Annotated in this window: 25 protein-coding genes; 7 read left to right on the top strand and 18 right to left on the bottom strand. The window is 48.1% G+C overall.

The window, feature by feature from the left end; all coding sequences use genetic code 11:
• Positions 1 to 96: 96 nt before the first annotated feature.
• The 5 genes from ACJAYR_RS16760 to ACJAYR_RS16740 all read right to left on the bottom strand — a co-directional run bounded on the left by ACJAYR_RS16760 (position 97) and on the right by ACJAYR_RS16740 (position 3,964).
• On the bottom strand, positions 97 to 465 hold the full coding sequence (locus ACJAYR_RS16760; protein WP_415237666.1) for a VOC family protein: 369 nt from the start codon (positions 463 to 465) through the stop codon (positions 97 to 99).
• Positions 465 to 884 (bottom strand): lipocalin-like domain-containing protein, encoded by a 420-nt coding sequence (locus tag ACJAYR_RS16755; RefSeq protein ID WP_415237665.1) that lies wholly within the window; start codon positions 882 to 884, stop codon positions 465 to 467. The genes ACJAYR_RS16760 and ACJAYR_RS16755 overlap by 1 nt, the downstream gene beginning before the upstream one ends.
• A 134-nt stretch (positions 885 to 1,018) precedes the next feature.
• Positions 1,019 to 2,089, bottom strand: a complete 1,071-nt coding sequence (recA, locus tag ACJAYR_RS16750; RefSeq protein WP_415237664.1) for a recombinase RecA — start codon at positions 2,087 to 2,089, stop codon at positions 1,019 to 1,021.
• Between the two features lie 355 nt (positions 2,090 to 2,444).
• A complete protein-coding gene (locus ACJAYR_RS16745; RefSeq protein ID WP_415237663.1) occupies positions 2,445 to 3,353 on the bottom strand; it encodes a DMT family transporter in 909 nt (302 codons plus the stop codon).
• 77 nt (positions 3,354 to 3,430) lie between these two features.
• Entirely contained in the window at positions 3,431 to 3,964 is a 534-nt protein-coding gene (locus tag ACJAYR_RS16740; protein WP_415237662.1) for a SixA phosphatase family protein, read from the bottom strand.
• 392 nt (positions 3,965 to 4,356) lie between these two features.
• On the opposite strand from ACJAYR_RS16740, the gene ACJAYR_RS16735 reads away from it, so the two are divergent.
• Positions 4,357 to 5,373 (top strand): NADPH:quinone oxidoreductase family protein, encoded by a 1,017-nt coding sequence (locus tag ACJAYR_RS16735; RefSeq protein ID WP_415237661.1) that lies wholly within the window; start codon positions 4,357 to 4,359, stop codon positions 5,371 to 5,373.
• 118 nt (positions 5,374 to 5,491) lie between these two features.
• Here ACJAYR_RS16735 and ACJAYR_RS16730 read toward each other — a convergent pair whose 3' ends face one another.
• The 5 genes from ACJAYR_RS16730 to ACJAYR_RS16710 form a co-directional block, all read right to left on the bottom strand.
• Positions 5,492 to 6,079: a DoxX family protein gene (locus ACJAYR_RS16730; protein WP_415237660.1), complete on the bottom strand. Its 588-nt coding sequence runs from the start codon at positions 6,077 to 6,079 to the stop codon at positions 5,492 to 5,494.
• A 12-nt stretch (positions 6,080 to 6,091) separates the two neighbouring features.
• Positions 6,092 to 6,850: a putative DNA-binding domain-containing protein gene (locus ACJAYR_RS16725; RefSeq protein WP_415237659.1), complete on the bottom strand. Its 759-nt coding sequence runs from the start codon at positions 6,848 to 6,850 to the stop codon at positions 6,092 to 6,094.
• Positions 6,840 to 7,718 carry a DUF692 domain-containing protein gene (locus ACJAYR_RS16720; protein WP_415237658.1) on the bottom strand — a complete coding sequence of 293 codons (879 nt, stop codon included), beginning with the start codon at positions 7,716 to 7,718 and terminating at the stop codon, positions 6,840 to 6,842. Before ACJAYR_RS16720 ends, ACJAYR_RS16725 begins: the two co-directional genes overlap by 11 nt.
• Positions 7,719 to 7,801: 83 nt before the next feature.
• Entirely contained in the window at positions 7,802 to 8,116 is a 315-nt protein-coding gene (locus tag ACJAYR_RS16715; protein ID WP_415237657.1) for a DUF2282 domain-containing protein, read from the bottom strand.
• 96 nt (positions 8,117 to 8,212) lie between these two features.
• Positions 8,213 to 8,686, bottom strand: a complete 474-nt coding sequence (locus ACJAYR_RS16710) for a YHS domain-containing (seleno)protein (protein ID WP_169545300.1) — start codon at positions 8,684 to 8,686, stop codon at positions 8,213 to 8,215.
• A 179-nt stretch (positions 8,687 to 8,865) separates the two neighbouring features.
• Between ACJAYR_RS16710 and ACJAYR_RS16705 the strand changes: the two genes are divergently transcribed.
• Positions 8,866 to 9,432, top strand: a complete 567-nt coding sequence (locus ACJAYR_RS16705) for a TetR/AcrR family transcriptional regulator (protein WP_415237656.1) — start codon at positions 8,866 to 8,868, stop codon at positions 9,430 to 9,432.
• A gap of 22 nt (positions 9,433 to 9,454) precedes the next feature.
• On the opposite strand, the gene ACJAYR_RS16700 is transcribed toward ACJAYR_RS16705, so the two are convergent.
• The 8 genes from ACJAYR_RS16700 to ACJAYR_RS16665 all read right to left on the bottom strand — a co-directional run bounded on the left by ACJAYR_RS16700 (position 9,455) and on the right by ACJAYR_RS16665 (position 16,050).
• Entirely contained in the window at positions 9,455 to 11,935 is a 2,481-nt protein-coding gene (locus ACJAYR_RS16700; RefSeq protein ID WP_415237655.1) for a PAS domain S-box protein, read from the bottom strand.
• Between the two features lie 39 nt (positions 11,936 to 11,974).
• A complete protein-coding gene (flhB, locus tag ACJAYR_RS16695; RefSeq protein ID WP_415237654.1) occupies positions 11,975 to 13,042 on the bottom strand; it encodes a flagellar biosynthesis protein FlhB in 1,068 nt (355 codons plus the stop codon).
• A 4-nt stretch (positions 13,043 to 13,046) separates the two neighbouring features.
• Positions 13,047 to 13,808, bottom strand: a complete 762-nt coding sequence (gene fliR / locus ACJAYR_RS16690) for a flagellar biosynthetic protein FliR (RefSeq protein ID WP_169545296.1) — start codon at positions 13,806 to 13,808, stop codon at positions 13,047 to 13,049.
• Positions 13,809 to 13,818: 10 nt separating this feature from the next.
• Positions 13,819 to 14,082 carry a flagellar biosynthesis protein FliQ gene (gene fliQ / locus ACJAYR_RS16685; RefSeq protein ID WP_169545295.1) on the bottom strand — a complete coding sequence of 88 codons (264 nt, stop codon included), beginning with the start codon at positions 14,080 to 14,082 and terminating at the stop codon, positions 13,819 to 13,821.
• 30 nt (positions 14,083 to 14,112) lie between these two features.
• Positions 14,113 to 14,442 (bottom strand): flagellar hook-basal body complex protein FliE, encoded by a 330-nt coding sequence (locus tag ACJAYR_RS16680; protein ID WP_181017911.1) that lies wholly within the window; start codon positions 14,440 to 14,442, stop codon positions 14,113 to 14,115.
• 22 nt (positions 14,443 to 14,464) lie between these two features.
• On the bottom strand, positions 14,465 to 14,872 hold the full coding sequence (gene flgC / locus ACJAYR_RS16675) for a flagellar basal body rod protein FlgC (protein ID WP_169545294.1): 408 nt from the start codon (positions 14,870 to 14,872) through the stop codon (positions 14,465 to 14,467).
• A 14-nt stretch (positions 14,873 to 14,886) separates the two neighbouring features.
• Positions 14,887 to 15,294, bottom strand: coding sequence for a flagellar basal body rod protein FlgB (flgB, locus tag ACJAYR_RS16670; RefSeq protein ID WP_415237653.1), 408 nt, complete (start codon positions 15,292 to 15,294; stop codon positions 14,887 to 14,889).
• A gap of 189 nt (positions 15,295 to 15,483) precedes the next feature.
• Positions 15,484 to 16,050, bottom strand: a complete 567-nt coding sequence (locus tag ACJAYR_RS16665; RefSeq protein ID WP_415237652.1) for a DJ-1/PfpI family protein — start codon at positions 16,048 to 16,050, stop codon at positions 15,484 to 15,486.
• Between the two features lie 508 nt (positions 16,051 to 16,558).
• On the opposite strand from ACJAYR_RS16665, the gene ACJAYR_RS16660 reads away from it, so the two are divergent.
• The 5 genes from ACJAYR_RS16660 to ACJAYR_RS16640 form a co-directional block, all read left to right on the top strand.
• The gene (locus ACJAYR_RS16660) at positions 16,559 to 16,885 is read left to right on the top strand and encodes an EscU/YscU/HrcU family type III secretion system export apparatus switch protein (protein ID WP_415237651.1); all 327 of its coding nucleotides are present in this window, start codon (positions 16,559 to 16,561) and stop codon (positions 16,883 to 16,885) included.
• On the top strand, positions 16,882 to 17,181 hold the full coding sequence (locus ACJAYR_RS16655; RefSeq protein ID WP_415237650.1) for a hypothetical protein: 300 nt from the start codon (positions 16,882 to 16,884) through the stop codon (positions 17,179 to 17,181). The genes ACJAYR_RS16660 and ACJAYR_RS16655 overlap by 4 nt, the downstream gene beginning before the upstream one ends.
• Before the next feature lie 74 nt (positions 17,182 to 17,255).
• Complete coding sequence (locus ACJAYR_RS16650) at positions 17,256 to 17,636, top strand: hypothetical protein (protein WP_415237649.1); 381 nt, start codon at positions 17,256 to 17,258, stop codon at positions 17,634 to 17,636.
• Entirely contained in the window at positions 17,633 to 18,436 is an 804-nt protein-coding gene (gene fliP / locus ACJAYR_RS16645; protein ID WP_415237648.1) for a flagellar type III secretion system pore protein FliP, read from the top strand. The genes ACJAYR_RS16650 and fliP overlap by 4 nt, the downstream gene beginning before the upstream one ends.
• A partial coding sequence (locus tag ACJAYR_RS16640) for an EndoU domain-containing protein (protein ID WP_415237647.1) occupies positions 18,423 to 18,755 on the top strand: 333 nt, incomplete at its 3' end. The genes fliP and ACJAYR_RS16640, both read left to right, overlap by 14 nt.

Genomic DNA, 18,755 nt, shown 5'->3' with positions numbered 1-18,755 from the left:
GCAGCAATGCCGGCTTTTTTTGTTTTGATCATGTAGAACAATCCGTATGAATATAGAACGATTTCGTACGTTCAGCATGTCAGAAATACAAAAGGACTAAAAACTGACCGCCTCGATCTTATTCCCGTCGGGATCAAAGATGAACGCACCAAAATACTTGGTCTGAGCGGCCTGCCGTATTCCCGGCAGTCCGGCACTTTCGCCCCCTTGTGCGATCGCTATCTCATGAAATTCCTCAACATTCTCGGCTCCCTTAACCCGCAGGCAAATATGAGAACCCGTTTCTTTTGATATCGGTCTCATATCCAGCCGTTCGTTCAGCCAGAATTCGGGATAGGCCTTCCCAAAACCCGCGGTAGTTTCCCGTTCAACAAGCATGGAGAACCCTAAGGGTGCAAAAAGCGCGGTATAAAAGCGTTTTGCTTTATCAAGGTCCCGAACAGCAATCGATACATGATCAATCATCAGCACGCATCCAAACGTTCCCAAAGCAGCAGGTTTTCATAATCATGACCATCCTTACCAGTTTCCGGTCCTGTTTTAAGAAGTAGATCGTCTCCTTGCCAGATCATAGTTCTACGCAATGTCGTACCGATCCAGCCCGGTATGGTGGACAGATCCACATCGTGGCAGACTTCTGGCCCTTCGATATACCAATTTCCTCCGTAGGATAAACTGATCGCAGCAGAAGCATCACTACGCGGGGGCCGGTCTTTAAAATCAGCGCGCATCAAAAACCCGGACATGCGGCCGCAGGGCGTATAGATAAGCTGTCCCTTTACATCCTTTTCCATTGGATAAGCATAAAATTCGCCATTTTTTCGGGAATGCCAATCCTTGAGTTTCCAGGTTCCGATGATTGATTGCGGTTCTTCGACGGACATAAACGTGCCTTTCTTATTATTGTTTTAACGCAGTCTAACATACTCCCCCCATCTGACACAAAAAAAGCCGGCTCCCACAGGACCGGCTTTTTTTCAACATCATCCCTGATCAAGGATGGCGTGTATTGAGAAGCTTATGCTTCTCCGTCATCCTCGGCTTCCGGGGTGCCCTGAAATTCATCAGACAAAACACCGGCATGAGTCAAAATTTTCTTTTCAATCTCAAGGGCCATCTCTTTGTTTTCTTTCAAGAAGGCTTTTGCCTGTTCACGCCCCTGACCAATACGAACACTGTCATAGGAATACCAGGAGCCGGATTTTTCGACGACTTCGGCTTTCACACCCAAATCAAGTATTTCACCTGTTTTGGAAATTCCTTCACCATACATAATGTCAAATTCAATCACTTTGAAAGGAGGAGCAACCTTGTTTTTAACAACCTTCACGCGGGTCTGGTTACCAACAATGTCGTCCTTATTCTTGATTTGCCCGATCCGGCGAATATCCAAACGCACAGACGCGTAAAATTTAAGAGCATTTCCGCCTGTTGTTGTTTCAGGGCTACCAAACATCACGCCAATTTTCATCCGGATCTGATTGATGAAAATCACCATGCAGTTGGACCGTGAAATTGAACCAGTCAGCTTGCGAAGAGCCTGACTCATCAAGCGCGCCTGCAAGCCAACATGGGTATCACCCATTTCGCCTTCCAGTTCCGCCTGCGGTACCAGGGCAGCAACACTATCGATTACCAGAACATCAACCGCCCCGGAGCGGACCAATGTGTCCGCAATTTCCAGGGACTGCTCGCCTGTATCAGGCTGTGAAATCAATAATTCATCGATATCAACGCCCAGCTTGCCCGCATAAACAGGATCCAGCGCGTGTTCTGCATCCACGAACGCACATGTTCCACCTTTTTTCTGGGCCTCTGCAACCACGTGCAAAGCGAGGGTTGTTTTACCAGAGCTTTCCGGACCATAAATTTCAATAATCCGGCCCTTTGGCAATCCGCCAATTCCCAGAGCAATATCCAAGCCTACAGACCCGGTCGGGATCGCTGCAATGTCCAATGCTTCCTGTTGACCCAGTTTCATGACAGAGCCTTTACCATAGGCCCGATCAATCTGGCTCATTGCTGCTTCCAGCGCTTTTTTCTTATCCATGCCACCTGCTTCGACGAGTTTCAATGCTGTTTGTACCATTCATCCCTCACTTATTTCATAGGTCTGCCCCGGATGCAATAAATGGAATGTACATGTTTTGTTCTCATTGGCAAGTAATTTTTAATTCATTGTTTTTAAACATTATTTTTAATCTGTTTTTCTTTTGTTCTCAAAAATTCGAATCAGATTAGCGTCAAATCCCAATACGATTCTCTGGAATCGCCTAAATGAACCTTTGGCGTCAGTTGCCATCCACGTCATAGGAACAAGACGAGATCCCGCTTTCCCCTTTCAGCGCAATCAGTCTTTTAAGGTTCAGCTCCCCGTGAGGAAACATGCTTCAGCGGCCACACGCGATGGCCTATTGTGGTTGGTGCAATCCTCTTTTGATGGATTAGCCTGTTCGGGTGAATTTGACGCCTAGTAGAATAATGACGGCACCAAAGAGCTGTACAAGGGACATATGTTCACCAAAAAACAAAAGCGAGGTCGCTATCGCCACGGCGGGAATGAAGAAACTGTAGGACATGCCTTTGGCCATTCCAAGCCTGCTAATACCAGCGCAGTACCAGACAAATGCAAGCGCCGCGCCAAGGAAGGCTGTACTTGCCCAGGCAACCCATCCGATCGCGGGGATGGCACTCCAATCCTGTTCAATCAGCGGCTCTACACTAATGGCCGTCAGGAACAGAGCGCCAAAAGCCATTCCGTAAGCGGTAACAAAAATAGGCCCCCGCCGAATAACCATCGGCCCGGAAATCAAGGTATAGATTGACCAGATCGCGGCAGCGCCGATGATCAGCAGATCCCCGACCATACTGCCCGCATCAATCGTAATTTCTGTCAGGCTGTTATTGATCAGGATTACAACACCCATCATGGACAGAAAAATACCGCCCCATCCGACAAGTGATGTCCTTTCTCCCCGAAAAGATCCAATAAGTGCGCCGAAGACGGGGGCGGTCGCCACCAGAATTGAGGCCTTCGAGGCACTGGTGAGATTAAGACCGTACGCCCAACCTCCCTGAAATAGGGTAATTCCCAGAAACCCGATAATCGCCAGTTCGAAAAATTCCTTAGCCGTAATCGCCAGTCTCTCGCGTTGGAAGATCAACAGCACAAAAAGAAAGGACGCAGCGACAAGGTACCGGGTCGCGGAAAAGACCATCGGATCCATGTAAAGAAGGACAGATTTGGCAATCGGGAAATTGATGCCCCATGCACAGGAAGCGGCGAGCAAAAAACCGTCACCAGCCCCCAATTTTATTTTGTTGTTGTCCGGAGTGCGCGTTGTAATATTCATGAGGCCACAGTTTCTAAGTCTGTTTTAAATGTTACAGACACGCTATCAGAAAACCGGTTAAAACAAAGCGCGAAAATTTAGCCCGTTACAGTCAGCATTTTTGGGGTCATGAAATGCGTAATAAGTCCGCCTGAAGTTTTAGCCTTGTTCCAGCAGGCTATATCAAACTCCAGGCTGGCGACAGCACAGGTCGAGAATTTACGGGTTAGTTTCTGCCGTAAAGACTCTGTGCCCTCTTGCCAGTTGGTCAGTGTCAGCGCAAGCTCCTGCATCGTGGGGTTATGGCCGATGATCAGCACATGACCATAAGCCTCTGCAACCGTCGGTAAAAGGTCAAGAATACTTCCCCCCATGCCAGCGGAATAAATCATCGGGTCAAATATGACCTTTGTTTCGACCGAAAGGTGCGGCATCGTACGGGCAAGTGTTTCTCGGGTCCGTTTAGCAGGAGAGCAAAGGATGAGCTCTGGCACCAGGTTTTGATCTCTTAGATATTGTCCAATAAGGGGGGCGGCCTTAATCCCGCGAGGCGATAAAGGCCGCTCGAAATCCCGGATTGCCCCATCATTCCAGCTGGATTTGGCATGCCGCAACAACGTTAATCGTTTCATTCTGTATCCATTGCTTACGTTGAATGTTCAGAATTCTCCCTCTATCCTGCCATCATTGCGCCTGCATGACAAAATTAAGGCTTTGCTTGATCTCCATGATTGGACGAACGATAGGAATTATCGATATTCTGTGGCGTGTGATTACAGGCTGCCAGCAGGAATACTGTACCGAGAACCATTAATATTTTCATTGAACTTATACTCCATGTGTCGTTTGAATTTTATATGGTTATCAATTAACGGGAAAACAGTGATAAATATTACGGGCGCTGCATTGACCCTTCTTTAAATCGACTGATTTCAAACTTCCTCTTTTATTTGCTCCTCATTCAAGGCCCGTTATACTGCTACAAAACAATACTCTGTGCATATCTGCGACAAGGAGAAACTTCATGCGTGCCATTGTTGTTCGGGAATTTGGCCATTACCGGGAAAAAGCCCATCTCGAAAACCTTCCAAACCCTGTGGCCGGTCCGGGAGAGGTCGTCGTCAGAAACACAGCCACCGGGATCAGCTTTGCAGCCTCGCTGAATATTGCCGGTAAATATCAGCGAAAACCCCCTCTTCCCTTCATACCCAGTCCGGAAACGGCCGGGGTTGTTCATGAAATTGGTGAAGGCGTTACTCGGGTACAGGTTGGCGATGCGGTCATGATCAGCGGGGATGGCGGTGGATGCGCCGGATATAATCTGGTTCAGGATATCTGTTGCCACAAAATCCCCCATAGTATTGACCCTGCCGTCGCTGCTGCATTGGTGCTTTCCTATACAACCTCTTACGGGGCACTGACACGCCGCGCGTCGCTGCAAGCAGGAGAAACGCTCTTGGTTCACGGGGCCGCTGGGGCGGTTGGCATGGCCGCTGTCGAAATTGGCAAGGCGATGGGGGCGACCGTTATTGCCGTTGCGGGGGGTGAGGCGCATTGTTTGTCAGCCCGTCGCCATGGTGCGGACTTTGTTATCGATCACCGAAAAGAGGATTTTAGAGACAAGGTCCTTGAAATAACCGAAGGGCGTGGTGCCAATGTTGTTTATGACAGCATTGGCGGTGACGTGACACTCGCCTCGTTAAGATGCATGGCCTGGGAAGGACGCCTGCTCACAATCGGATATGCCAGCGGTACCATTCCAGACATCCCGGCCAATCGGCTCCTCCTAAAGAATATTTCAGCAATGGGTTTTAATATTGGTCATTTCTTTGGCTGGACCCCCGGTACAAAACGCGAAGACTTTATCGACGATTTAGACGACATGATCCGTGGGGTCCTTGATTTGTATGATAAAGGGGCGCTCAACCCGGAAATCGGTAAACGTTATTCACTTGAGCAGTTTCATGAAGCGATGGATGCGGTGATTGACCGTAAGGTAGACGGTAAATGCGTCGTCATTTTAGGAGAGGACGACTACTGATTTGATGTTCGCCGTACACGAAAGTTCACAATACAAAAAAATAGAAACGCCCGGCGCAAACCGGGCGTTTCCTCCCTCAAACAATGGTTCGGTCAGGGGAAACCGACCATCATTTTTCCTAGCTATGAGAGGCCACAGCTTTGTTGCTTGAATAAGGCAGGATTTTTTTCAACAGTGCATCCACTGAAATCATCCCCGCCCCTTTAATAACAAGATAGACAAGCGGAAAGACCCACAGCAGGCGTTGATCAGCGATCACACTGTCCTGAAAACGATCGAACAAACCACCAATACTTTTCTCGTCAAGGCCATGGCCATATATATCCACAATGCTCATCACGGTGATGAACCCGATCATGCCAGCGGATGCGAGTCGGGTCATCAAGCCAACCAGAATAAGAAGCGGTAAAATAAACTCGGCATAGGTTCCCGCCAGAACTATCAGGGAATGAAAGGCCGACATTCTGTCTGTGTCATAATCAAGCGCCTCCAGTGTTTTCGGGAAGATCTGCGCATAGGCGCCCGCGGACGGTGAAAACAGCCCACCATCCAGTTTTGTGGCCGCTGATTGCCAGAAAAAGACCAGCAGCACACTCGAAAAAACAGCTCTTGCCGCAAGACCCGGCAGCCAGTTAGCCAGACTTCGTTCAACTAATTCAAATACTCTGTTATGCAATCCAAAAAGGGATTGTACGATATTACTCATGACATTCATCCGTCAGTTTGCAGCTACGACCAGCCGACTTTCGATAATACTGGCCAAGCAATCGGCCAGGTCAAATCCATCAATGGAACCTGCTTTTTCTGCACTTTCCCCAAGTGTATCGCCCCGCGCCAAATCCATAATAAACCGTGCCCCACCGGGGCAAAGCTTCCGCTGAAGAACGGATGATCCTTCCCGGTAAACGAGACAGTCCTCCCCCGTCAAACCAGAAAGATCGATCGTTTCGCCGGTTGTATTCCAGTTCGTTTGCCAAATGGAATACACGGGATACGCAAACGATAACGTTCGATGGGCCGGATGCAGATCAAACCTGACAGACGGCAATTCCTCGACCGAAAATTGCGTTAAAAAATCGCCCGCCAGAGATATCCCGTCGGCTTCATGATATACCTGCCTGCGGGCCAGTTCTAACCGTGCGACATCAGGCAAATACGGTAATTCCTCGACTGGCGGAAACGTCGTCAAAAAATCCGGGAACGCCTCTCCATATAAAGCAAGGATCGGCGACTGGGGCGGATTTGCGCGCACGAAGACCGCTGCCATTGCATCAAAGAACTCTTCCCCTACCAGCTTATCAATCGTGGCAAATGCAACGCGCAAAGCGTCAATCAAACTGGATAAAACATTGTTACGATAGACAGAAAACCGCTTCTCGATGTCATACTGTGCCGACGGATCAATTGCCTCGGGGATTGGTTTGCCCGGATCCAGAAGGGCCACAGAAAAATCTTGCTGTAGATCATCAAGCAACATGACTGGCCCCCTCCTCAACCCTAGCCAAACCATTCAGAATAGTTTGAGCCTTGCTGACCTCTGCTGATAATGTATCCCAGTCAGGAATATCATTGTCCCATTCAATCAGTGTCGGGATTGCGCCGTTTTCCGAGATAAATGATCGATATAAAGACCAGACAGGATCCGCCACGGGCCGATCATGAGCATCTACCAGTAGGGTTTCCGTGCTGTCACTTTGTTCCGAAGAATGACCCGCAAGATGAATTTCACCGATCTTTTGTTTTGGGAAATTATCAAGATAACGGGATGCATCAAACCCCAGATTAACCGCTGAGACATAGACATTGTTGATATCCAGAAGGAGTCCGCATCCTGTACGGTCAGAGATCTCCTTCAAAAACGCCGTTTCTTCGTAGCTGCTGTCTTTGAATTCCAGATAGGATGACGGGTTTTCAAGAAGCATCGGCCGCCCCAATGCCGTCTGAACCTGATCAACATGCTCGCATATCTGCGTTAATGTTTCAGAATTATATGGGACAGGCAGTAAATCGTTCAGAAAACCAACGGAATGACTGCTCCATGCAAGATGTTCGGAAAATGACGCGGGCTCAATCTGATCACATAATGTTCTAAGGCGCGCAAGATGTTCCCTATCCAGACCACGTGCGGAACCGATTGATAATCCTACCCCATGAACTGAAATGTCGAAGTCAGACCGCAGGCGTTCGAGCATCTGCAAGGTTGGTCCGCCGCGGGACATATAATTTTCGGCATGAATTTCAAACCACATTTTGCGATCAGCCTTTTGCTGTATGTCGTCAAAATGCTGTGGTTTAAAACCTGCTCCCACACTGAACGGTAGGGTATTTAAACGAGAAACCGTCACTGTTCAGCTCCATTTCGTATCAGTGTATAGAAGCAATTTAAGTCAGGAAGGCGTCCCAAACGCCTTCCTGATTGTCTTTGATCCTAGGATGGCAGGTCGCGTTTCAAAGCTTCCAGTGATCCTTTACGATCAGAACCATCCGCCATTTTAGGTACTTCGATTGAGGCACATGTCCCTTTAGGTACCAGCTTCCAGGCATTTCCTTGATAATCTACTTTCGAAGTCCCGGCGCAGGTTGTTCCAGGACCCGCGGCGCAATCATTTTCACCAGCTAAAGACACACCGTAACATTTTTCTTTACCCGCCGCATTTGCAGTTGTCGCAGAAAAAGCAGACGCGGTTAGAGCCGTTGCAACAGCGCCCGCAAGCGCAAGAGAGGTCAATTTATTTGATGACATAGTTCTGTTCCTAATCAAAAGACATTGAATAACAATACCAGCATAAGAAAAAGGAAGCAGAAGATACACTCACTTCCGCTTCACATTTTCGTAAGATCAGTTTGCGAGTTCTTCAGGAGCTTTGTCTTTGATGTTGACCCATTTGTTATCGGCCTGCTCAATAAGCTCGTTCAACTCGCTTTCCCAGCGACCCTGTACTTTTTTGGACAGGTTCAGGTACAATTTATTGTCAACGATTTTCCAGATTTTTGGATCGCCATCAAATTTGAAACCCATTGCTGTACCAAAGGCACAATATCCACCGTAAGCCGGCGCATATTTTTCAGGAGCAGCAACAAATTTTTCTTTGTTTGCTTCGCTTGCAAATCGGTAAGTTGCACCATTGAATTCAGCAGTATGAGCCAAATCACCTTCTGCCGGGGCGCCCTGGAAATAGGATACCGGATCGTAACCGCGCATCGCCAGACCAGTTGTTGTAGCGTTGACATCGACACCGGCTGCCATGGCCGTGGCGAAAAGAATTGTGGATAAGACTGCACCAACAGCAATATTCCGTAACAGTTTAAACATTCTTTTTCTCCTATTGATCACACACTCGCGTGCAAGAATGAGTTTAATTTATTTTCGGGTCCAAGAGCCTTGAGGGGAAACTTGCCTTCCGATAAAACGAGATATATAATAAGGAACCAATTGGTACAAAACACAAAACTGTGAGCTTTTCGTGATAACCGTGATAAGGCGACAAACAAATGGCCCGACCGAGAGAGTTTGATAATGACACCGCCCTAGAGGGTGCCCTGCAGATTTTTTGGGAAAACGGTTTCAGTGCAACAAATTTGCCTGATCTTCTGAAAGCAATGGGTCTTACCCGCGGATCTTTTTACAAGGCCTACGGCGATAAACGATCTGTGTATCTGGAAGCGCTAAAACGATATGACGAATGCTATGTGGGTCAAACGGTCAACCGCCTTACAGATGCCCGTTTAGGACCGCCCATGGATCGCATTCTTACTATGTTTAATAACAATATTGACGACCGGGCCCCCTTAAAGAACCGGCGGGGTTGTTTAATCTGCAATGCGATGGTTGAACTGGCCCCCAGTGATAGTGATGTCGCTAAAATAACATCCGGTATGTGGGCCCGCATCCAAAACGCGCTCACTTTAAACCTTCAAGAAAAGATGAAGGATAAAAGCCTCGCATCGCAGCAGGCGACCATCATTACCAACCTGTATTTCGGATCCCAAGCGGTGAGTAAAACCGGTGCAAGTACGCCCGACTGGCGGGGCATTATTGAAACAATAACAATGCCTTGATCGACTTACCTAACCACCTGATTTAAGTCTCTTCGGTATTGGAAAGCACTTCTTTTACCTTCTCGGCGATTTCTTTAAGGGTGAAAGGTTTCGGTAGGAACTCAATTTTGTTGATGTCAAAATCAAGGTCTTTGCGAAAGGCATCTTCCGCATAGCCCGAGATAAAGATAATCTTCAAATCCGGCATTTTCTTTGTGATATTTTTGACCAGGGTGGGACCATCCATGCTGGGCATCACAACATCCGTAATCAGCAGGTCAATATGCCCTTCATGATTTTCAAATAGCTCCAGTGCACTTTCACCGCAATCCGCCTGTAAAACCTCATAGCCTTTATTCTGCAAAGCGCGGGACGCAAATAACCGCACAGGATCTTCATCTTCAACCAACAGAACAGTCCCGACACCTGAAAGGTCTCTATGCACTTTCTGGGGGCTTTCCTCTTCAGCCTTGACCCCGTCGATGGCCTCAATATGTTTTGGCAGGAAGATATTAAAAGTCGTCCCTCTATCCTCGTTATTTTCGGCGAAAATGAAACCACCGGTTTGTTTGATAATGCCGTAGACGGTACTCAGTCCAAGCCCTGTTCCTTCCCCTACTTTCTTGGTTGTAAAGAATGGATCGAATATTTTTTCGATGACTTCTTCAGGGATACCTGAGCCCGTATCAGTTACGCTGATCTTAATGTAGTCGCCAGGCGGCACCAGTTCGTGTGCATCTCTTCCCCGTTCACGAACCACATAATTTTCCGTCTTAAACGACAGTTTTCCCTCGCCGGACATTGCGTCTCTCGCGTTCACCGCCAGGTTTATGACCACCTGCTCAAACTGGCTTTGGTCCACCTTAACCAGCCATAAATCGCGCGCATGCTTGATTTCCAACTCTATTGCTTCACCGATCAGGCGCCGTAAAAGGTTAGACAGTTCCGCCAGCACTTCCGTTAGATCCGTAACTTTCGGGCGCAGAGTTTGTTGACGGGAAAAGGCCAAAAGCTGGCGAACAAGACCGGCGGCCCGAATTGCATTTTGTTTGATCTGGCTAATATCGGAATAAGACTGATCGCCCACCTGGTGCCGTAATAGCAGCAAATCACAAAATCCGATCATCGCGGTCAACAGATTGTTAAAGTCATGGGCGATACCACCGGCCAACTGACCAACAGCCTGCATTTTCTGACTTTGAGCAAACTGAACTTCCAGCTGCCGCTGTGCAGATGTCTCGATAATATGAATCAGCAGGCTATCTGTATTTCCCTCAGTTCCGGCGACAGAACTAATGTAGAAGTTTGCAACCCGTTCACCGTCGCTCAGTTTCATTTCCGTCGGTTTAAGCTCGAAATCACTGGCAGATGCTTCTTTCAGCTTTTCGTTGAGGACGTCATGATCCTGCTCCGCTACCAATTTTGTAACATGACTGCCGATGGCGTTATCAACCACCGTATCGGTCATCACCCGAAAGGCCGGGTTTGCCTCGACAACAATCCCTTGCTGATCCAACAAAATAATGCCAATCGGGGCAGCTTCAAAAAACCGGCGGAAATGCTGTTCAGCGCTTTCCACCCGCTCGCGCCACAACCGTTCCTGCAGCAATTCCCGAACCACACTACGAGAGCCAATAACTTTGCCATTTTCATCCCGGGCCAGCGTCTGCGTAATATGAACAGGCAAAACAGTGCCATCGCGCCGGCGCAATTGCAGTTCACCCTCATACCGGTGCCCCGTATCGTTGAGGTTATCCATTAAGTTCAACTGCCGTTCATCACCTTTAATGATGACATCCGCAAAATCCAGTGTCCCCTCTGACAATTCACGCTGATGATATCCCAACCAATCGGCAAGAATACGGTTTACAAATTGAATTCTTCCCCGATCATCCAGCGAATAAAAGCCCACCGGTGCATTGTTGAAATATTCAGACAGCTTTTCTCGCTCGCTCCGCTCTACCTCTTCAATTTTATGCTGGACCGTCGTTTCCGCGACGTACCAGATCAGACAATCGGGTATGGATTTGATCGTATGGGCCAAAACAGCGAGCCATTGACCTTTATTGGTTTTCATTTCAACCCGAATACCCGCATTACCCCCTTTGATTGCCGCATTCTGAAGGGATTTAAGCTGTTCCCGGGCAGCAAAATTCCCCTCCATGACTTCAAGAAGAGTTTTAGTCTGTTCTTTCTTGCTCAGCCGCATAACATCGTAATAAGCATCGTTGGCCAGAACAAAAGCGCCGTCTTTTGTCGTTACGAGCCGGCCTTCCGGGCTGGAAGAGACAAACTCAGCAATAAGATCCAAATCTCCGGACGCGGCCCGGCGCAAGCCATGAAAGATCAAATACCAAAGTCCAATCCCCATTGCCGCCAGAACCATGGCGCTCAGGATCATCAGGTTCAGGAAACTCAACTCCTGTCCCAGGATCGCTGCAATGATAATCAGGGTCGCAACGAGGAAGTACGCTGCCGCCAATTGCCGAGCATCAACGCCTAGGAAAAAACGCCGATCTCTCACTCTTCCTGGTTTATATTCGGGCCTCATACGCTCGGTTTCCTACTTCATTTTTTTTAGTTTTAGAACATAACCGATTACCTCGGCAACCGCCCTGTAATGTTCAAATGGAATTTGCTCGTCAATATCACAGGAAGCAAACAACGCCCGTGCAAGCGGTGGATTTTCCACAATGGGTATTTCATTCTCGTTGGCGATTTCACGAATTTTCAATGCGATATTATCCGACCCCATCGCCAGAACAATTGGCGCTGCGTCGACTTCCGGATCGTACCTCAAGGCAACCGCATAGTGGGTCGGGTTTGTCACAACCACATCAGAAGATGGGACAGCCTGCATCATCCGCTGACGGGACCGCTGCATCCGCAAAGATCTCAGTCTGGATTTGATCATAGGATCACCTTCCGACTGTTTGTTCTCGTCTTTGATCTCCTGCTTGGTCATTCGGAGGTCTTTACTATGATTATAACGTTGATACATATAGTCAGCGCCGGCGATCACGGCCATCAGGGAGGCAACACCAAGCAACAGGCTAAGGATCTGCTTCTTCAGAACCGCCAACACCCCTGAAACCTCATAGGACATCAATACAGGCAATTCATCCATTTCAGGCATCACCAACCAAAAGGCCAGACTGCCAACCAAAATGATCTTCAGCATACCTTTCAGGAATTCGGCCATCGATTTCATTGAAAAAAGCCGTCCAACACCCTTGAACAGGGAGATTTTACTAAACTGGGGCTTTATGCGTTCAGTCGACAGGACAGGGCGATGCTGGACCACATTTCCAAGAAAACCGGCCAGCATCAAAACACCAAGAACAGGCGCCATAACACCGACGACAGCCCAACCCAACGCACCAAAGGTATCCCGCAGATTTAAACCGCTTAAGGAGATGTTGTGGGGTTGCTCCAGGAATTTGTAGAGATCATAGGAGAGCCCCGTTCCTAAACCACCAATAAAAATGACGGCAACCAAGGCAATTCCCATGGTCATAAACAGATGACCGACCTCTTGGGATTTGGGAACCTGGCCTTTTTTATGGGCATCCTCCAGCTTCTTGGAGGTCGGCTCCTCGGTCTTTTGGGATTCGTCTTGATCGTCTGCCATTCCGCTATTCTCCGAGGAAACGCATCAGCGTTTCCTCATAATAGTTTAGGAACAACATCATACTGCCGCTTAGCGTTATCGACAATACAGCGAAAGCAAGGCCAATCTGCAAAGGCATCGCAACGAAGAAGATCTGCACCTGTGGCATCAGCCGGTTAATCAGCCCTACACCAAAATAAAAGGTCAGACCGTATACCAGAAACGGCGCTGATATCTGAAATCCCAGTGCGAAACTACCAGACACAAAACCAATCACCAGTTCGGCAACATCCCCAAGCGGCGGAACAACCCCCACTGGAAACAGAATGTAGCTTGAATAGGTCCCTTGCAAAAACAGATGATGCAGGTCCGTTACGAAAATCAGTGTCATTGCCATGATCGTCAGAAAACTACTGGTCACCGCCCCTTGTGTCATTTGGGCTGGATCAAAAAACTGGGCCGCGGCCAGACCGGCCTGCTGTGCGATGATCGTACCGGCCGTATGCAACCCACTGATCGCCAGACGAAGAGCCCCGCCAATAATCAAGCCAATAACGATTTCACCTAATAGAAGCAGGAACAATGCAATAACGGATACGGGTTGTTCTGGCAGTCGATCGACAACAAATTGTGTGACCAGAAACGTAACTGCGAGTGCGATACTCAGCCTGACACGCGGCGCAACAAAGCCCTCACCAATGCCGGGGACGATCAGAAAAGCGGTCCCGATGCGCGCAAAAACCAGCAAAAAAGCAAAAATATTGACAGTGAGAAACTCGTTCAGCATCCGCCCACCCCTAAAGAGAGGCTATGCGTTGTGTAATTTGTTCCATCAAGTCAATCATCGCTGAAATCATAAAAGGGAAAAACACGATCAATGTCAGGAAAATCGCAAGAATTTTCGGCACAAAGGCCAGCGTCATTTCTTGAATTTGTGTGAGTGCCTGAACCAATGCAACGACCAAACCAACGCTCAATGCCACCAGCATCACCGGCGACGCAACGATAAGCAACACCCAGATGCCCTCTCTGGCAACATCTACAACGTCGGTGGGTGTCATGGTTTCTCCTCCTGCAAAAAGCTCAGGAGATTAGATTGGCATTTTAATGATGTCTTGATAAGCCTGAATCACACGATCACGGACAGAAACCACGGTTTCGAGTGTCGCTTCTGCACTACTGACGGCCGTTACGATATCTGCAAGCCCCGTATCACCGGTCAGCGATTTCAGACTTACCGTTTCCGCGGCCATGCCTTCAGAAATAGCTTCATTGCCGGCTTCCTGCATTAATTCGGAAAAACTCGGGCCTGTCGGAACTTCATCTGTCCCAACGGCGGCGCCGCCTGCTTTAACATTAGACAGATTGTCCAATGCTTTTCCATAAGCCTGCATCGCGGACATCGGAGTTGTATCAACCATCTTTTCGTTCTCCTATGTCTTATTAGCGCAAGATTTCAAGCGTTTGCATGATCATTTTCTTGGAGGCATCAATCACCCCAAGATTGGCTTGATAAGAGCGTTGGGTTTCTTTCATATCCATCACTTCAACCAAGGCATTCACATTGGGTGTTTTTACATACCCGTCTGCATTCGCCGCTGGATGGTTAGGATCAAATTTTTCACCAAAAGCAGAGCCATCTTCAACGATTTTATCGACTGAAACCAGACGTGCACCCAGTTCGCGATCCAGCTCGTTACTGAAACTAACCGTTTTACGGCGATATGGGTCATCATCAGCGGTCCTGCCGACACTGTCCTTATTGGCCAGGTTTTCGGAGATAATCCGCATTCTTTCCCCTTGCGCCTTCATGCCGGAAGAAGAAATATTCAACGCTTTAAGCAAATCCATAATAAAGCTCCGGCTTACTGACGCCCTAGGGCGGTTTTAAGCATGTTCAAATGCTTTTTATAAAGGGTCGTGGTCATTTGATATTGTATTTGTGTTTCCGCCAAGGACATCATCTGCTCTTCCAGAACAACACCGTTGCCTGTTGGAGAGACCTCGTACGGCTTTTTCACCTTCTTATTGACGAAATCGCTTTCGCTGCCCCGTTCAAGCTGCATATGGCTTTTATTCGTGCTGGCGATCGTGACTTTCATGTTGTCTGGATGGGCGACCATGTCCTTGAATTTTAAAGGCTTCAGGTCTCTGGCTTCATAGTTCGGAGTATCCGCATTCGCAATATTCTGGGACAGCACCTTTTGGCGGCTGGTCAACCATTTCATGCGCTCTGTTAGCGCTGCAAATAAAGGTATGTCCTGTAAACTCATAAAAAGCCCAATTCACTCATCACAAACTGATCTGCTCTTACTCTAGGCTTCAACGGTTAACAAACTGTTAACTTCACATATTCAACTCGGCCGGGATGCCCCCTGCTCAACGCACTGCCTTTCCATTTTTCCAAAAAAAAAGCCTTCTGAAAACAGAAGGCTATTTCATCAGGTGTCTGGCTGAACCAATCAGGCGGCTTCCCAAGCTTCCGGCTCGTAGCTCTGAATGCATTCAACAAATTTTTCTACCAAAGGCAAAATCTCTGTTTTTCCTGTGCAAAGCATAGAATCAACAGCAATGTCTGCCTCTGCAACTGTTGCTTCTTTTTCCGCCATCAGTTCTTTGATCGCGTCAGAGACAGCAACCGTCCGGTTTTCAAGAAGGTCATCCACTGCGATAATTTTTGCAGCATCATCAAACAATGCGACAGGCTTATTGTCTTCCATGAACCCCCGCATGAAACGTGCGGTCTGTGGGTCTGCAGAAAGGCGCGCAACATGGCGGGAGCCTCCTGGAACGATCACAGCATCAAAATGATGAGACATAGATGTTGGCAGATGAGAATTAGCAGGAAAGAAATGCCCCCAGTTACCGTCGTGCCAGCTGTTTACAACACCTTTTTCAGGGGAAACGATTTTAATCTCAGCTCCGGTATCGACAAGGTTCTTGTGCAAACCTGTCATGTGGGATTCTTCGAAACCGTTCGCAACAAGAATGGCAACTTTTTTACCGATAAGCGCATTTTCAAACTGCATAATTCATATATTCCTTTCTGGCAGCTACCTGAAAAGCAGGCAGCGCGTGACGTCCTTGGACGAAAGTTAGACAATCCCCAACACCGCACAATCGTGCAGCCCGCCTGTTAGCGCGTTTTGGTCGGACAAATTGTCTTTTGCAAAAATGAGGGGGTACCCTCACTGAAATTTCAAAATATTGCGACAGAGTATTAGGACTTCGGCGTCCACTGCGGCAATTCTGTGGCGGAACATAATCATTCCCTTAAAAACTTGCAAGAACGAATTGTGATTCTTTTTTTGAACGCACATTCCAGTCGTTGACAAATCGGCCTTCAAAGACCTTTTCTGACTGTCCGGGCCGAAATGGACCACGTCCAATATTCGGCAGATGGCTTGTTCCCCACACCCCGTCTGCGACCAATCTATGAGGCAAATTCTATTTATTTTTCATATTACTAGCGACCATTTGACTTTGCTCTGTTTTGCTTCTACTTTTCTTTCTGGAGACTTGGATGGTGGAGCGCAAATGCCTGATAAACCGGACACTGAAGGAACAGTCGAAAAAAGACAAATCGCTGTCGCGCTCAATCACGAAAAGGGCACTTCTAACGCTCCAGTCGTCACGGCAACCGGTCAGGGTGCGGTCGCAGAACAAATTCTTCAGATAGCGTTTGAAAATGGCATCAAGGTTCGTGAAGATGCAGACCTTGCCCAAATCCTGAAAGAAGTTGACATAGACACCCCTATTCCATTGGAAGCCTTTGCCGCCGTTTCCGAAATTTTATCGTATCTTTATCGGGAACAAGGGGCGCCCATCCCCCGCCCCGAGTTTAATGTAAGTGAGTCCAAATGACGCCTGAACCTTCCATCGAACAGTCAATTGGCTCATTGAAACAGGAAATTCTGAATCATTTGGAACAATCCAAAATGGGTGCATCTATTGATATTTCACTTTTTCCGCAGCGATTGCTGGACCTTCACGAAAAGGTCAAAGCCCAGGATAACCCGGACAAGAGCCAACTCACCGAGAGCCTTAAAGAGGTGCTGGAAGCCTTGGATTTGCTGGCCGCCGAAATTCGACTGAAATATGATGAATTGTCCACCAGCGTTGATAATCTGGAAGGTACAACAGAAAAAAACAAAGAATAGTTTCCAATTCAATTTTCGCAAGGTACCCTTCGTAACATAAAGATTGTTTCGCAAACCGATAGAGCTAGAGGACCATGGAACTCCTTCCTTATATTAAATATATAGCCGTCCTGATCCTCGTTTTAGGACTTATCGGACTCCTGACCCTTATTGCCCGGAAATTCGGTATGGTGGCAAAAGCAGACGGAAAACGGGGCGAGAAAAAACGCCTGGGGGTCACCCAGGTTGCCTCTGTGGACGCAAAACGAAAGTTGGTTCTGGTACGCCGTGATGATCAGGAGCATCTTCTCCTGCTTGGTCCAGAGCGGGATTTGATTATCGAGCAGAATATCCCCATCAAGCGTCGCCCCGAACAAGAAAATCGGCCGAGCCCGTTCACAACCGAAACCGAACAGCAGGAGCCATTGGCCCCTAAACTTCCACCTTTGCATAAACGGGTTGAGCAATCTAAATGACAAAACGAATGCTTTCCGGGCTTGCTCATATAAATGGGCATCGATTGCGATATCTTTCGTTCTCTATCACCGCCCTGCTCGGCCTTATCGTCTGGTTCGTACCGGCAGAAGCCATCGCGCAAACCCTGTCTCTGGATCTTGGTGATGAAGCGGGGCCTTTAACTGGGCGGATCGTGCAGCTCGTTGTCCTGATGACGGTTCTTAGTCTTGCGCCAGCGATCCTGATTGTCACCACCTCGTTTACCAGATTAATTGTTGTTCTTTCACTGCTTCGAAGTGCGATCGGAATTCAGACAACACCGCCAAATGTTGTGATGATTTCCTTGGCGCTGTTTTTGACCGGTTTCATCATGGCTCCTACGCTAGAGGAAGCCTATGAAAAAGGGCTTCTTCCCCTGATCAATGAAGAGATTGACGAAACAACCGCCTTTGAAAGAACCGCCATACCGTTCCGGAATTTCATGCTGAAACACGCCCGGGAAAAAGACGTTCTTCTTTTCATGGATCTAAGCGCCGAAGAAGAAGTCACAGCGCCGGAAGAAATTCCGCTAAAAGTGTTGATCCCGGCTTTCATGATCAGCGAATTAAAACGCGCTTTTGAAATCGGCTTCTTACTGTTTGTGCCCTTTCTGGTGATCGATATGGTTGTCGCATCCATCCTGATGTCCATGGGTATGATGATGTTGCCGCCGGTTATGATTGCCCTGCCCTTCAAGTTGATCTTCTTCGTTCTTGTTGATGGCTGGAATTTGGTTTCCAAGAGCCTGGTGGAAAGCTTCGTGACGGGTGCCGGTGGTTAGCGGACAAAACCCCTTTGCCTATGCCCTACAGGGTTTCATCATTGGGCTTTTCCTTCTTGGCTTCACGTCAACGGTTTTCGCCTTTGAACGCGAACTCTGGTCGACCACAGATCCGCAAATCAACCTTGTTCATGTGTTTGATGGGGAAATTAACCGCAAAGATAAACCCACCGGCTTTCATCACTTATCTCCCCGCACCGACCCAGCCCGCAGCCGGATCAAGAAAGTACTAGCCGGCCCTGATAAAGCAGGGGTTTATACGGCGCTTGTTGAAATTTTCGATCGCAAACGAAACCAGTGGAAAGAAAAATTTTCCAGC

This window comes from Sneathiella sp. (genome assembly GCF_047631475.1).
GTDB lineage: Bacteria > Pseudomonadota > Alphaproteobacteria > Sneathiellales > Sneathiellaceae > Sneathiella.
This window is presented reverse-complemented; position numbering and strand designations above follow the sequence as displayed.